The sequence below is a fragment of the Sphingomonas faeni genome (assembly GCF_040407505.1).
Taxonomy (GTDB): Bacteria; Pseudomonadota; Alphaproteobacteria; order Sphingomonadales; family Sphingomonadaceae; genus Sphingomonas; species Sphingomonas faeni_E.
The window spans coordinates 842,487-856,399 of sequence record NZ_JAPZPQ010000001.1 but is presented as its reverse complement, the minus strand read 5'-3'; the positions used below and the strand labels follow the sequence as shown (position 1 = coordinate 856,399).

12 protein-coding genes are annotated in these 13,913 nt (G+C 65.2%); 3 read left to right on the top strand and 9 right to left on the bottom strand.

Annotated features, from left to right (window positions below; all coding sequences use genetic code 11):
• Positions 1-44: 44 nt before the first annotated feature.
• Together O6X71_RS03960 and O6X71_RS03955 are read right to left on the bottom strand one after the other, a co-directional pair.
• Positions 45-2,024, bottom strand: a complete 1,980-nt coding sequence (locus tag O6X71_RS03960; RefSeq protein ID WP_353464544.1) for a PAS domain-containing hybrid sensor histidine kinase/response regulator — start codon at positions 2,022-2,024, stop codon at positions 45-47.
• Position 2,025: 1 nt separating this feature from the next.
• The gene (locus tag O6X71_RS03955) at positions 2,026-3,537 is read right to left on the bottom strand and encodes an ATPase domain-containing protein (RefSeq protein WP_353464543.1); all 1,512 of its coding nucleotides are present in this window, start codon (positions 3,535-3,537) and stop codon (positions 2,026-2,028) included.
• Between the two features lie 111 nt (positions 3,538-3,648).
• On the opposite strand from O6X71_RS03955, the gene O6X71_RS03950 reads away from it, so the two are divergent.
• The 3 genes from O6X71_RS03950 (at position 3,649) to O6X71_RS03940 (ending at position 5,346) form a co-directional block, all read left to right on the top strand.
• Positions 3,649-4,152, top strand: a complete 504-nt coding sequence (locus O6X71_RS03950) for a DNA-deoxyinosine glycosylase (protein WP_353464542.1) — start codon at positions 3,649-3,651, stop codon at positions 4,150-4,152.
• Positions 4,153-4,174: 22 nt separating this feature from the next.
• Complete coding sequence (locus O6X71_RS03945) at positions 4,175-4,675, top strand: DUF1993 domain-containing protein (RefSeq protein WP_353464541.1); 501 nt, start codon at positions 4,175-4,177, stop codon at positions 4,673-4,675.
• An 86-nt stretch (positions 4,676-4,761) separates the two neighbouring features.
• Positions 4,762-5,346 carry a DedA family protein gene (locus O6X71_RS03940; protein ID WP_353464540.1) on the top strand — a complete coding sequence of 195 codons (585 nt, stop codon included), beginning with the start codon at positions 4,762-4,764 and terminating at the stop codon, positions 5,344-5,346.
• A 364-nt stretch (positions 5,347-5,710) separates the two neighbouring features.
• Here O6X71_RS03940 and O6X71_RS03935 read toward each other — a convergent pair whose 3' ends face one another.
• From O6X71_RS03935 to O6X71_RS03905, 7 genes are all read right to left on the bottom strand, one after another.
• A complete protein-coding gene (locus tag O6X71_RS03935; RefSeq protein ID WP_353464539.1) occupies positions 5,711-5,929 on the bottom strand; it encodes a hypothetical protein in 219 nt (72 codons plus the stop codon).
• A 122-nt stretch (positions 5,930-6,051) separates the two neighbouring features.
• Positions 6,052-8,535 carry a TonB-dependent receptor plug domain-containing protein gene (locus O6X71_RS03930; RefSeq protein WP_353464538.1) on the bottom strand — a complete coding sequence of 828 codons (2,484 nt, stop codon included), beginning with the start codon at positions 8,533-8,535 and terminating at the stop codon, positions 6,052-6,054.
• Positions 8,536-8,600: 65 nt separating this feature from the next.
• Complete coding sequence (locus O6X71_RS03925) at positions 8,601-9,371, bottom strand: gamma-glutamyl-gamma-aminobutyrate hydrolase family protein (RefSeq protein WP_353464537.1); 771 nt, start codon at positions 9,369-9,371, stop codon at positions 8,601-8,603.
• On the bottom strand, positions 9,368-10,330 hold the full coding sequence (epsC, locus tag O6X71_RS03920; RefSeq protein WP_353464536.1) for a serine O-acetyltransferase EpsC: 963 nt from the start codon (positions 10,328-10,330) through the stop codon (positions 9,368-9,370). The genes O6X71_RS03925 and epsC overlap by 4 nt, the downstream gene beginning before the upstream one ends.
• 1 nt (position 10,331) lies before the next feature.
• Positions 10,332-11,129 carry a phosphate/phosphite/phosphonate ABC transporter substrate-binding protein gene (locus O6X71_RS03915; RefSeq protein ID WP_353464535.1) on the bottom strand — a complete coding sequence of 266 codons (798 nt, stop codon included), beginning with the start codon at positions 11,127-11,129 and terminating at the stop codon, positions 10,332-10,334.
• Positions 11,126-12,019: a fatty acid desaturase gene (locus O6X71_RS03910; RefSeq protein ID WP_353464534.1), complete on the bottom strand. Its 894-nt coding sequence runs from the start codon at positions 12,017-12,019 to the stop codon at positions 11,126-11,128. The genes O6X71_RS03915 and O6X71_RS03910 overlap by 4 nt, the downstream gene beginning before the upstream one ends.
• Before the next feature lie 148 nt (positions 12,020-12,167).
• Positions 12,168-13,847 (bottom strand): alkaline phosphatase D family protein, encoded by a 1,680-nt coding sequence (locus O6X71_RS03905; RefSeq protein WP_353464533.1) that lies wholly within the window; start codon positions 13,845-13,847, stop codon positions 12,168-12,170.
• Between the last annotated feature and the right edge of the window lie 66 nt (positions 13,848-13,913).

The following is a 13,913-nucleotide window of genomic DNA, read 5'->3' as shown; positions in this document are numbered from 1 at the left end:
GCTCGGGAGGATATCGAACCGGGCGGCATTCGCCCGGTTCGATATCACTCGACCGCGCGCAGCTTGGGGCGACCCGGAGGCGACTGGCGCAACAACTCGTCGACCCGTGCAGCAAGGTCGGTTTGGCGGAACGGCTTCGACAGACGGGTGACACCGTCGGGAACGTCCTCGCCCGCGGCAGCATAGCCAGTCACGAGCAAAGCAGGGATACGATTGCCCGACGACCAGAGTTCGGTGATGAGCTGCCCACCGGTCATGCCGGGCATTAGGTAATCGCTGACCAATATGTCCGCATCGACGCCCGACCGGATCGCCGACAAGGCTTGGCTGGCGGAGGACATCTCGACCACGACATAACCGATGTCGCGCAGCATGTCGGCGGTCGCCGCACGCACCAGATCCTCATCGTCTACCAGCAATACCTTGGCCGCACGCCTCGCGATGACGGGCTCGGCGGTGTTCTCGACGGCATCGGTTGCGATTTCGTCGGTTGCCGGCAACCACAGTTCGACCGTCGTGCCGGAACCAGGTTCGCTCGTCAGGCGAAGCGTACCGCCCGACTGCGCGGCGAGCCCGTGGACCATCGACAGCCCCAGCCCGGTGCCCTTGCCGACGCCCTTGGTGGAGAAGAACGGCTCTGTCGCGCGGGCCAGTGTCGCGCGGTCCATGCCGACACCGGTATCGATCGCCGCGATCCGTACGTAGCGGTCCGGCGCAAGACCGACCATGTTGCGATCGTCGACGACGACTTCGCTTACCGTCAGGGTTAGCTTGCCGCCACCGGGCATAGCATCGCGCGCATTGATCGCGAGGTTGAGCAGTGCGAGTTCGAGTTGATTGGGATCGACGCGCGCCGATGACAAATGTCGCGGAATCTCAAGCGTCACTGCGATCGACGGCCCGAGCGAGCGCCGCATCAGGTCGACCAACCCGTCGATCAGCGCGCCGATATCGACGGCGCGCGGTTGCAACGCCTGCCGCCGCGCGAACGCCAGCAACCGCTGCGTCAACGTCGCGGCCCGCTCCGCCGCCTGCAACGCGCCGCCGATCATCCGCTGCGTACGCTCGTCATCCTTGTGCCGCCGGCGGAGCAGGTCGAGACTGCCGACGATCGGCGTCAGCAGGTTGTTGAAGTCATGCGCGACGCCACCGGTCAGCTGGCCGATCGCGTCCATCTTTTGCGCCTGCGCGAGTTGCGCGTCAGCCTCCTTGCGGTCGGTGACGTCGGAGACCACGCCGGTCATCCGCGCCGCCTTGCCGGCATCGTCATACTGGACTCGCCCTTTGGCGACGAGCCAGCGCGACTCTCCGTCCGCCGCATCGATGCGATATTCGACATCGATCACGCCAGTCCGCGTGGCGTCGGTCATCGCGCGCGTCACCATACCGCGCTGCTTCACGTCGATGTGGCTAAGGAACGTCTCCAGGTTCCAGTCCGCACGCCCCTCCGGATACCCGTAGATCGCATCGTGGCGAAGCGTCCGTCGCGACTCCCCGGTCGTCAGATCGATGTCCCAGCTGCCCATACCCGCAGCCTCAAGCGCGATCTCCAGGCTTTCGCGTGCCGATCGCAACTCACTGGTCCGGTCCAGCACCGCGCGTTCGAGCGTCACAGCGACGTCGCGCAATTCATATTGCCGCCGTCGCGCCGTCAGTGCCGACCGGATCGCGCCCAACATCGCCTCGGCGTGCAGTGGTCGTTCGAGCAGGAGGACGTTGCCGAGATCGGCTAGCCGCTGCGTGGCGCGCGCGCTGCGCGGTGTGCGGGTGCCGTTCGCAAGTACGACGAACTGTATATCCGCCCAATTGGGTTGTGCCGCCACCCATCCCGCGAGCGATGCGACTTCCTCCGTGATCAGGGCTTCCTCGGTCAGCATGACCGCCCCGGCCCCCTTTGCCAGTTCGACGAGCAACTCAGCCTGGTCGCGACAGACGAAGGCGACGATGTCGTTGCGGCCAAGCAGGTCGGACGCGATCGCCGCATCACGCCCACGCGGCGCCAGGATCAGGACGCGATCGTCCATGTCAGCTGCGAATATCCTGGATCCCCATCCGGCTGGCCATCAACGTCTTTCCTTCGCCCGAGAATGTCGGAACACCCGTCAGCACGCCCTGGAATTCGCGAAGGGGCTCGCCGACCAGCAATCCGTTGCTACCGATCTGAAACTCCCGGATCGTCCGTTCGTGCCGTGCGGTGCGCGTCTTGATGACCGAAATCGCCTGCCTCACCTCGCCGTGTGCCTCGAAATAGCGGAGCTGGACGATCGTATCGGACAGATAACTCAGGTCGACGTCCGAACGAACATCGCCGGTGATCCCGTGCAGGCCGAGGATCAGCAGGCTGACGATCCCCTTCTGGCCGAGATACGTCAGCATCTCGTGCATTTGCAGGATCAGGAACTGCTCGTTCGGCATCGCCTGGAGGTAGGCGTTGAGGCTGTCGATCACGACGATCTTAGCGCCGTGTTGTTCGACCGCAGCCCGCACCGCGCCGGAGAACTCGCCCGGTGACATCTCGGCCGGATCGATCGCCCGCAGCTCGAGCTGCCCGTTCTCGACGAACGGCATCAGGTCCATGCCCAGCGATGCACTGCGCTTCAGCAATGTCGGCAAGCGCTCGTCGAACAGAAAGTACGCCGCGCGCTCGCCCCGCTCCAGCGCCGCGATCACCGACTGGACCGACGCGGTCGTCTTGCCGACGCCGGCAGGCCCCGTCAGCAACGTCGCGGTGCCTGGAATCAAGCCACCACCCAGCAACGTATCGAGTTCGGTCGAGCCGGTCGAAACGGCCTCGTCCGAATATTTCATGACGTGTTCGGATGCGACGAGGCGTGGGTAGACGCACAGCCCACCGCGCTCGATCTCGAAATCGTGATAGCCGCCGCGATACCGAACGCCGCGCATCTTGACGACGTGCAGGCGTCGACGTTGCGCGCCGAACCCGGACAAGGTCTGTTCGAGCGAGACGACGCCGTGCGCGATGCTGTGCAACTGGAGATCGCTGCCCGACCCGCTCTTGTCGTCGAGGAACAGCACGGTGCAGGCGCGTGTCGAGAAGAAGTGCTTGAGCGCGAGAATCTGGCGGCGATAGCGGATCGGGCTCTGCGCGAGCAGGCGCAGTTCGGACAGGCTGTCGATCACTACGCGCTTCGGCCGAAGCTCGTCGACCTTCGCCATCACGTCGCGGATCGTCTCGCCGAGCTCGACCTCGCTTGGATGCAGCAACGTCTGTTCGTGATCTTCGCCGAGGCCGTCGGCCGGCACCATCTCGAACAGGGTCAGCGGGTCCAGCGACCAGCCGTGCGTCTGCGCCACCGCGCGCAGCTCGACTTCGGTCTCGGCCAGCGTGATGTACAGCCCCGCCTCGCCGACCGAAGCGCCGGCGAGCAGGAAGCCAAGCCCGAGCGTGGTCTTGCCCGTGCCAGGCGTACCCTCGACCAGATACATCCGGTCCGGTGTCAGCCCCCCATTGAGAATGTCGTCGAGCCCGTCGATACCGGTCCGTGCGAGCGCCGGTAGTTGTCCGTTCAGTGCCAAGTGGCAGTCCTTCCTGTGATCGTACCGCGCGTGGTGCGACCATATGTGCCGACCCTAGGTTATAACCGGCGTATCGCATAGTCTTGCGGTCGTGACAGTCCGGGGATCTTAATGTCGCTCAAGCACTCGTTTCCGCCGATTTTCGATCCTGGAGCGCGGGTTCTGGTTCTGGGAAGCCTGCCGGGCGACCGGTCACTGGCTGCCCAGCGCTATTACGCGCACCCGCAGAACCAGTTCTGGCAACTGATGTCACCGGTCGTCGGACGCGATCTCGCGACGCTCGACTATGAGGATCGGCTGGCGGCGTTGCGTGCATGCGGCGTGGCACTGTGGGACGTAATAGGCTCGGCTCGGCGGGCGGGGAGCAGCGATGCGGCAATCGTCGACGTCGAAGGTAACGACATCGTGGCACTCATCGGCCAATTACCGAAGCTTCGTGCAGTCGCCTTCAACGGCGGTACCGCGCTCAAGCAGGGTTTGAAGCTGCTCGGACCAAACTATGCTGGACCGACCATCGTCGCGCTTCCCTCCAGCAGTCCGCTGCACACGATCGGCGTCACGGCAAAGCAACCCGCCTGGAATCAGCTTGCCGTGTTCCTCCTCGACCGGACGTGATCGCGCGCCTACGCCTGCGTCCATGACCCAGCTTAATGACCTCACCGTCCCCGCGTTTCGCCGCGGTTTCGCCAGTCTTTCGGCGATCCTCAAGACGGGCGAAGCCTATGCGCAGGAGAACGGCATCGCCGAGGCGGACATGCTCGGCACGCGACTGATCGCCGACATGGCGCCGCTGACCGCACAGGTCCAGCGGGCCAGTGACACGGCCAAGGGCGCAATGGTCCGGCTTGGTGGCGTTCCGACGGTCGCGATGGCCGACGACGAGACGAGTTTCGCAGCGCTCCAGCAGCGCATCGCCGCAACGCTCGCGTTCCTGGATGGCGTCCCGCGCGAGGCGATCGACGGCAAGGAAGACGCTGTCGTCACGGTCGTCACGCCCAGCCGGACGTTGGACTTCACGGGGCAGAGCTACGTGCTCGGGTTCGTGCTGCCTAATTTCTATTTCCACGTCACGACCGCCTACGCGCTGTTGCGGATGCGCGGCGTACCGATCGGCAAGATGGACTATCTTGGCCGGTAGAAGCCTGCATCGACGTCGATAACCGCCTGTAGCGAGGCGGGTAAATGATACTGGCGGAGAACTCCGTGCTGCGGCAAGGGCGGGCGATGTCGATCGAAACGCTCATCGCCCAATACGGCCTCGCCGCGATATTCCTGGGTGCGGGGCTCGAAGGCGAAACCGCGGTCGTCACGGGCGGCGTGCTGGCGCACCAGCATTTGCTACCGCTCTGGGGCAGCGCAGTTGCGGCAGTCGCGGGATCGTTCGCCGCGGACCAGCTCTTCTTCCTCGCCGGTCGCCGCTACCGCGACACCGCTCGCGTTCGCAAGATCGCCGCCAAGCCGGCCTTCGCCAAGGCACTCGACACGCTGGAACGCCATCCGACCGTCTTCATCCTCGGCTTCCGCTTCCTCTACGGCCTGCGGACGATCAGTCCGATCGCGATCGGCACGTCGCACGTCCCCGCGCGCACGTTCATGATGCTCAACGCGATCTCCGCGGTTGTCTGGGGCGTGATGTTCACCGCCATCGGCTATCTGTTCGGGGATACGCTGCTCGACGCGGTCCACAGCATCATGCCGAAGCACAAGTTGGCGGGCGTTGCGATCCTCGCCGTCGTCGTCGCGGTGGTGATGACCGCGATCCGCTATTGGCGCGGACGTCGATCCAATGCGGTACCGAAGACCAGCTGACTAATAGCGAATACGGCCCCTGTCAGATGCCGGCAGGCCGCGAACTCTTCCAAAGCTCACGTTCAAAAATGGTGGCCCAGCAGAGGGATCCGCTGGACCACGAGGTTCCGTCTAGGGAGCTTCACTTCGCCTTGACGTTGCCCCGTTGTAATACCCACTTATCAAATAGGAATAGAGTTATTCACTACCATCGGTGAGTAGAGTATAAATTGCGCCGAAATGCATCGACTCGAAGAGTTGTTTCGATCGCTCAAAAATGCAAAAGGCGACGCATTCCCTAAAACGAGAAGTACGTCGCCTTTCGAGTTTTCAACAGATAGCTCGATTACCAAACCAAGCCATCCGTTACATTTTCAAGCCGTGATCAGAGCGCGTTGCCACTCGAATTCGAATCGATCGAGTTCTCGAGATTCGTCGAGTTGCTCGTCTCGATACCGTCTACCGCGGAAAGATTCGCGTCCGACTCTTCGACGACCGTGTTCGACTGAATGTCGGTAACGTTCTCGGTCGATGCGGGCTTCGTGCATGCGGCGAGGCCAAGCGCCAGGACTGCAATCATTGGCACGATCGTGATCTTCTTCATCGAATGGTCTCCGTGATGACTAGTGCAGAATTACGACCGCAATGCGCGAAATCGATCCTGGAACCGAAAGCTACCCAGCGATGCGGTCGAACGCAATACCCTATCGTACGCCTATGATTTAATCACCAGCTCAGGCCGGCGCGTGCGTAGACGTAGCGGCCGTTGAACCCGAACGGCGAGTAATAGGGATAGCCGATCACCCCGGTCGGGTTGTTCGCGATGCTCGTAGCATCGGGGTAGACGTCGAACAGGTTGCTGACGCCGAGCCCGATCTGCGCGCCCTTCTTCGCCTGGTAACGAAGTTCGAGATCGGTGATCAGGTGCTTGCCGCTGTGCACGTCGCCGGCCGCGGTCGTGCCCGGCTGCGTCACGTCGCCATAATAGGTGACGCGGGCCAGTGCGCCGAGCTTGTCGAGCGACCAGTCGATCGACCCGGTCACCTTCTCGCCCGGCGTACCGTTCTCCAGCGACTCGATGCGGTTGCGAGCGAAGAGCGTCGGTGCCGGGTTGAGCGTCGAGGTCGATGTCGGCACGCGGGTGACGTTCACGTCGTTGACGTTGCCGGCGATCGTCAGGTCGAACGTCCCGGCGGCATCGGTCGGAAGCCGGTAATGCGCGACCGCGTCGATGCCCTTTGTCGTCGAAGCGATCCCGTTGATGAAGAAGCGTGCCGCACTCACGTTGAACGGCGCGAGCAGCGCCGCGACCTGCGGATTGCCCGCTGCGGCAAGGTTTTCCGACAAGCCGATCTGGTTGCGGATGCGGATGCGATAGGCGTCGACGGTTAGCTCGAACCTGCCGGCGCGGATCACCGTGCCCACCGAAAAATTGGTCGACTTCTCGGGCTCGAGAGGAAGGCCTCCGAGCCTAGCCGCAATGGGGCTTACCGATGGGTAGGTTCCGGTCTGAACTGGGTTTCCGTTTTGAATGACGGTTGCGACCGACGTGAAATACTGTTGCTGTAGTGCCGGCGCGCGGAAGCCGGTCGATGCCGTTCCACGCAATGCGAACCAGCGCGCGAAGTCATAGCGCGCGGAGACCTTACCGGTGCCGGTCGAGCCGAAATCGGAATAATCCTCACCGCGTCCGGCGAGTCCTAGCAGCAACTTGTCCGTCACCTGCGCTTCTACATCGAGATAGACGCTGCCGTTGCGACGGCTCCGCTCGATCGCGTTGTCCGGCGAGAACCCGCCAAAGCCCTGCGCGCCCGGGGGTGCGGTCGGCAGTGCACCAGTCACCGAACCGGTGGTGGGATAGCCATAGGATGCGAGTTCGCCCGACTGGATCTTGAACCCTTCGCGGCGTCCCTCGAGCCCGAACGCGACGTTGACGCCCTGCAACACGTCAAACTTGCGATCGACGTCGAGCCCGACGATGTACTGGTCATAGATCAACGCGCCGTCCGAGAAATCCCTCTGGGTCGCTCGGCCATAGGCGTAGTTCGCCGAGTCCAGCGTGCGGAAACCGATCTTGTTGCGGCCGTAGCTGACGTTCAGGTCGACGTTCCAGTCGGCGAGTTCGCCCTTGATCCCGAGCGCCGAGTTGATGTCGCGCGACTTGGTATTGATCAGCGGCAGGAAGCCGTCGGAAAGCCCTGCGAGTTCCAGTCGCGCGACGGCTACCGGGTCCGATGCCAGCGGCAGCCGCGGGAAGGCCGCGCTACGCGTGTCGCGGTCCTGATAGCCGAGCCAGCCGTACAGCTTCCACGTGCCGCTCAGCGTCGTGCCGGCATTGGCGAAGATGCTGTATTGCTCGACCTTGGGATCGCCGAAGCGACCGGTCACACGACCCGGCGTCCCGGGAATTTTTACCAGCGCGCGCGTGTCGAAGTCGGCGCGGTTGGTCGCCTGGCGATCCAGATACTCGCCCGAAACGGTCAGGAAGCCGTCCTCGCCAAAGCCGATTCCCTGCCAGCCGGACACGGTCAACGCATACTCGCCATTCGTGCTGCGGCTGCCGCGCGCGGTGTCGATATCCGTGTTGTAGAAGCCGTAGTTGACGGTCATGCCACCGCCCGATCGTGCCTCGCGTAGCCGCAGGTTGACGACACCGGCGATCGCATCCGATCCATATTGCGCGGACGCGCCGTCACGCAGCACCTCGATACGGTCGAGCGCCACGGTCGGGATCGTATTGAGATCGACCGCAGCCGAGCCGCGCCCGACCGAACCGCCGACGTTCAGCAGTGCCGCAGTATGGCCACGCACGCCGTTGACCAGAACTAGCGTCTGGTCAGGCGAAAGGCCGCGCAACGTTGCCGGGCGGATCGCGTCGGTGCCATCGACGGCGGACGGCCGCGGGAAATCGATCGACGGCGCGATCGCCGAAAGCGCCGCGCCCAGTTCGGTCGTCCCCTGGCGCTGGATCGCGGCCGAACTCAGCACGTCGACCGGCGACGCGCTGTCGAGCCGCGACCGACCAACCGCGCGGGTGCCCGTGACGATGATATCGTCTCCCGTGTCGGGCGCCGCAGCGGGATCTTGCGCAGGCTCGGCGGCAGGTGCGGTCGCCGTTTGCGTGGGAACGTCCTGCGCATAAGCGACATGCGCGCTGGCGAAGGCAAGGGTCGAGGCGGCGAGTGTCAACGCGGTACGATAAGCAGTCATGATAGTGTCCCTGTTAGTGGATCGCTCTGCGACGATCTCCGTGCGAACCAAACGAGCGGTCGCAGTCATCGGTCCCGATAGGTCCCAAGCGACTGGCCGATAAGTGAAAAGAATGCGCGGCTGGATGCGCTGGCTGCAACGTCCCATTCGGGATGCCATTGGACCGCGAGCACGTCGCCGCCGCACGGGCGCGCCGAGAACGCCTCGACCAGCCCGTCCGAAACCGCATGCGCCTCGACGCTGAGCCCCTCCCCCAGCCGATCGATACCCTGCCGGTGGACCGACGTGACCGAGATGCTGGGCTCGGCGATCGCGGCCGCGAGCATCCCGCCCGATCGCAGTGTCACGTCGTGGACATGGTCGAACAGCGTCTCGTACGCGGTCGCGTCGTCGGTCGACCGGTGATGGCCATCGTCCAGCGCATCGGTCAGCGTACCGCCGAAAAGCACGTTCAGCTCCTGCAACCCGCGGCAGATACCGAACACCGGCCGCCCCGCCTCGATCATCCGGCCCGCGAGTTCGAGCGCCACCGCATCGCGGTCCAGATCGAGAGCGTCGTCGGCCGCGTCCGACTTGCCGTAGCGTGCCCCCGCTACGTTCGACCGCGATCCGGTCAGCAACAGGCCGTCGAGCCGTCCGGCCAGCGCCCGCGTGTCCATCGCATCCGCCACGGCCGGCACCAACAGGACGGTGGCACCGGCGTACCGTACCAGCGGCTCGACGAAGCGGGTGGCGACCGCCTGGATCGGACGATCCACCATCTCGTTGCAGCACAGCACGCCGATCACGGGCTTGGGCGGCCCATCCTCCCGTCGGCAGCAGGCAAAGCGCATCATGCGCCGCGTCCTCGTAGCGTCTCGTGCAACTGGTCGGCAGCCTCGCCCGCCAGGATCACCGCGGTCGGCTGTGCGACCACGCTGCCGGCAGGAACGTCTTCGAGCAGCCAGACATTGCCGCCGATCGTCGCTCCGTGCCCGATCGTCACGCGGCCGAGGATCGTCGCGCCGGCATAGATCACCACGTCGTCCTCGACGATCGGATGCCGCGCGAGCCGTTCGCGCGCCGACACGTCGGTCACGCCGAGCGGACTGCGCGCGCCGAGCGTGACGTGCTGGTAGATCTGCACCCGGTCGCCGATGATCGCGGTCTCGCCGATCACGACACCGGTGCCGTGATCGATGAAGAAGCTGCGGCCGATCGTCGCGCCCGGGTGGATGTCGATGCCGGTGCGGTTGTTGGCGAGTTCGGAGATGATCCGCGCGACGATCGGCGCGCCCAGGCCGTAGAGCGCGTGCGCGATCCGGTGGTACAGGATCGCGACGATGCCGGGGTAGCAGATCAGGATCTCGTCGGCACTGCGCGCCGCCGGATCGCCGAGGAATGCCGCGCGGACATCGTCGTCGACCAGTTCGCGGATCGGCCCCAGTTCCGCGCAGAACAGGCCGATGATCATGCTCGCATGGCTGACGTCGAACGACAGCACCGCCTCTTCCTGCCAATAGGCGAATTCGCGTTCGACCTGCCGTTGCAGCCGTTCCAGCGCCTGCCGCAGCCGCGTCTCGACGAACGCGTCCTCGCGCTCGACCGGGCCTGTGAACATGCCGAGCCGCCCGGGGAACAGCGCCGCGACGAGATCGTCGAGCGCGCGACCGGTCTCGTCCAGCGACGGAAACCGCGCGACGCTATGCCGGCCGTCCTGCTCCTGCCGCCAGGCGCGACGCGCGCTGCGGAGCTCGTCGATCGTCGTAGCGAGGTCGATCGGGTCGGATACTGATGACACGGCGTTATCCTTCATGTCAGCGGAGCGTGGGATAGCCGGCCCGGACGGCCTCGGCTTCCAGCGTCAATATCGGCGCCAGCGCGTCCGGCTCGGCGGGAACGATCCCGGCGAGGAACAGCGTCTCGCGTACCGCCGCCAGATCGGGATCGGCGGCAACATGATCGAGCGCGCTTTGCAACGCCGCCACCGTCTCGGCGTCGGTCCCGGCCGCGGTCACGAACGGCAGGCTCGGCGATGCAGGGCTCGGCGCGACGATCTTCAGGTCCGCCACCAACGCCGGCTCGAACCGTGCGAGCGCCACATAGGTCACGCGGTCGATCGCCGCGAGGTCCCCCTTGCCCGTCCCAACCGCGACGATGCTGGCTCGATGCGCGCCGGTTTCGACAACCTCGGCGAAGAACGCCCCCTGCCCCGCAAACGGCGCTACCGTCGCGCGGAACAGGTTCATGCCGGTGTTCGACTGGCGGTCGTTGATGGCCGCGCGGCTACCGCGAAACGCCTCGACCGACCGGCGGGAATCGTCCGCTCTCGCCACGATCACGCTGCCACTTTCTCGCCCGGCATAGATCGGGAACGCGATCACGCGCAAATCCAGCGTCGGATCGGCGATCAACGGATAACCACAGGCCTGACCGAACAGCAGCGCCGGATCGCGCCAGGTCGCATGGACGTCGCGCGTTCGATCGAGCCGATCGGGCACCTCCGCGACACCGCGTTCGCGCAGGACGGCGGCGATCGCCGACCACAGCCGGTCGTTCGCATCATGCTGCGCGGGGTGATCGTACATCCCGAGCGAGGCGATCCGGCCCGTCAAGACACGGGCTCGCGGTGGAGGGGATGGACCATGTCGTCATGCGCGCTGAACGCGAACCGCCGGACGATCTCGCCATACCCCTGATAGATCGGTGCCCCCGCCTCCGCGAACCGCGCTCGGTTACGGCGATGGTACGCTGGCAGGTGGTACCAGGCGAGCGACGGCCGCTCGTGATGTGCGGCATGCAAATTGTTGTTGAGATACAGCAGCCCAAGCAGCCCGCCATGCTCGACGCTGGCGGCGCGACCAGGGCTTGCGAGATCGGCGCGATGTTCGGCGTAGGAGCGCACCATGGTCAGCGCCATGCCCGGATAGACGAAGCAGAGCACGTAACGGCCGACGCCAAGACCGACATGATCGAGCCACCAGAGCACCAGCGCGACCGCGACGAGGTGTGGCGCCCAGTCGCGCGCAACGCGCGCCGGTTCGCGCGCCAGTCGGCGGGTCTCTTGCAGGAAGAAGCGGCCGACCGAGATCGCAGGTCCGAAGACCATCTGACCGAAAAGCGTGGATTGAAGCCGGCCGAGGACTGCGGCGAAACCACGCCCCTGCACGCGGTAGCGGGACTCTGGGTCATGCCGAGGATCGGTGATGACCTCCGCGCGGTGATGCGCGACATGGCTGCGGCGGTAAAGGCGATAGGGCAGCCACAGCGACAGCGGAGCAAACCCGATCGCGTCGTTGATCCACCGGATTCGCGTCGGATGCCCGTGAATGACCTCGTGCTGCAGCGATCCCTGCCAGGCGAGCAGCCACCCGCCGATCAACACCAGCAACGGCGTCGGCATGACCGCATGCCATGCCGTCGCGACCATCCATCCGCCGTACACGATACCTGCCAGAAGGACGGTCGGCCATCCTACCGTCGAACTCGAAGCCTCTCGCTGCATTCCCATCTCCGTCAGATGGAATGAATATCCCCCGAGCGGATGGGAATTGACAGTCGATTGAACTTTGCGGCGGAAAAACTTTGATTGTCAGGCGGTAGCCCTGGCGATCGGCGACCGGTTTCCGATCCTTTTCGAACGGAGGATCGTTTTAGGCGATCTCTTCCAGCGGCAGTTCGGGCCGAGCAGCCTGTGCACGAAACCGCTTCACGGTCGCTTGGGTGAACGGCTTGGCGAACACCGTCGACACCGTCCGGAAGTCGGCGGTCGCATGCTCGGGCGTCAGCGTCAGCAGCGTGAAGCCCTTGGCGTCCTGATCGCAGAACCGCACTTCGCCCTTGTTGGCGTCGGCGATCAATGTGCCGATACCCGGCAACAACGAACCGTAGGACGGACTGGTGATCGCGGTGCAGCCGAATTCGACCGCGACCAGCTTGCCCCCGTCGTCGTGCAGATCGTTCGCCCAGGCCGCATGACTGTCGCCCGACAGCACGATCGGCCGCGACTTCGCACGCCGGAACGCCGCGTACAGCCGTTCGCGCGCTGGTGGATAGCCGTCCCAACTGTCGAGGCCGAACGGCATGCCGGCACGGTACGAAGCGATGCCCGCCGCCAGTCGCTCGCGCCACATCGCCGGCAGCTTCGCCATCGTCTCGCCGAATTTGACCGGCCCGAGTTGACGCTCCATGTCGGGCCCCGCGACCTTCGCCATCACGATCTGGTTGCCCAGCACCTGCCAGGGCTTTCCCGCCGTCGCCGATGCCGCCATCGTCTTCTCGACCCAGGCAAGCTGTGCCGGCCCGAGCAGTTCGCGATCGGGCCGTGCACGTTCGGCCAGCATCGGTGCGTACTCGGCGGGTGTGATCGCCTCGCCCTTCGACACGACCTGATGGCTGCGCGCGAGCAGCCGCGTCTCGACCATCACCAGCGTGGCGAGATCGCCGAAATCGAAGCTCCGGTTGATCGCCGCCCAGGGCTGGCCGGGCTTGGGATCCCGGATCGGCATCCATTCGAAATACGCCTGCATCGCCGCCGCCTTGCGCGCGTCCCAGTCGCCTTCAGTCTTTGGATCGTGGTTCTCGGCGCCGTGCATCCAGTCGTCGTTGGCGACCTCGTGATCGTCCCACACGCAGATGAACGCGGCGCGGGCGTGCGCTGCCTGCATGTCGACGTCGCGCTTCACCTGCGCGTGGCGCATCCGGTAGTCGGCGAGGCTGACGATCTCGTGACGCGGCTCGACTAGACGATTGATCTTCTTGGCGATGTCGGCGCCGTACCCGTCGACGCCGTATTCGTAGATATAGTCGCCGAGGTGCAGGACGGCGTCGAGCCGGTCGAGCTTGGCGATCGCGTCATATGCGTTGAATAGCCCGCCTGCGTAGAGCTGGCACGAGACGACCGCCATCACGACATCGGCGACCTTGCCCTTCGGCAGCGTCCGGAGCCGGCCGACCGGCGATCGCGTGCCGTCCGCGGCGTCGAACCAGTAGCGATATTCGCGGCCCGGCTGGAGCCCGGTCGCCTCCACCTTCGCGGTGAAGTCGCGCGCCGCGCGGGCCTTGATCGTGCCCGAGCGGATCGGCTTGCCGCCTTCGGTCTCCGCAACGTGCCAGGTGAGCGCGATATCGCCGGCCTGCGCCGCATCGACCGGTGTCGCCCGCGTCCAGAGAATGGCGCCGTCGACCGAAGGATCACCACTCGCCACCCCGTGATCGAAGCGCGCTTTTGCCGTGCCTGCTGCTTGTGACGCTACTGCGGGGAGCGCGAGGGTCGCACCCGAGCCCGCAAGTTTCAGGGCATTCTTAAGCGCATCGCGGCGGTTGATCGTCATCGTCTCGGGCTTTCGTAACGGGTGTTGCCCGCCTGCTAGCCACGATCGAAGACACCCCGGCGGCAA

What these genes read in the sequence shown, in the direction of transcription:
- O6X71_RS03930 (WP_353464538.1), bottom strand. Translation starts at nt 8,535, where the DNA reads ATGACTGCTTATCGTACCGCGTTGACACTCGCCGCCTCGACCCTTGCC.
- epsC (WP_353464536.1), bottom strand. Translation starts at nt 10,330, where the DNA reads ATGAAGGATAACGCCGTGTCATCAGTATCCGACCCGATCGACCTCGCT.
- O6X71_RS03940 (WP_353464540.1), top strand. Translation starts at nt 4,762, where the DNA reads ATGTCGATCGAAACGCTCATCGCCCAATACGGCCTCGCCGCGATATTC.
- O6X71_RS03960 (WP_353464544.1), bottom strand. Translation starts at nt 2,024, where the DNA reads ATGGACGATCGCGTCCTGATCCTGGCGCCGCGTGGGCGTGATGCGGCG.
- O6X71_RS03925 (WP_353464537.1), bottom strand. Translation starts at nt 9,371, where the DNA reads ATGATGCGCTTTGCCTGCTGCCGACGGGAGGATGGGCCGCCCAAGCCC.
- O6X71_RS03945 (WP_353464541.1), top strand. Translation starts at nt 4,175, where the DNA reads ATGACCCAGCTTAATGACCTCACCGTCCCCGCGTTTCGCCGCGGTTTC.
- O6X71_RS03950 (WP_353464542.1), top strand. Translation starts at nt 3,649, where the DNA reads ATGTCGCTCAAGCACTCGTTTCCGCCGATTTTCGATCCTGGAGCGCGG.
- O6X71_RS03935 (WP_353464539.1), bottom strand. Translation starts at nt 5,929, where the DNA reads ATGAAGAAGATCACGATCGTGCCAATGATTGCAGTCCTGGCGCTTGGC.
- O6X71_RS03910 (WP_353464534.1), bottom strand. Translation starts at nt 12,019, where the DNA reads ATGCAGCGAGAGGCTTCGAGTTCGACGGTAGGATGGCCGACCGTCCTT.
- O6X71_RS03905 (WP_353464533.1), bottom strand. Translation starts at nt 13,847, where the DNA reads ATGACGATCAACCGCCGCGATGCGCTTAAGAATGCCCTGAAACTTGCG.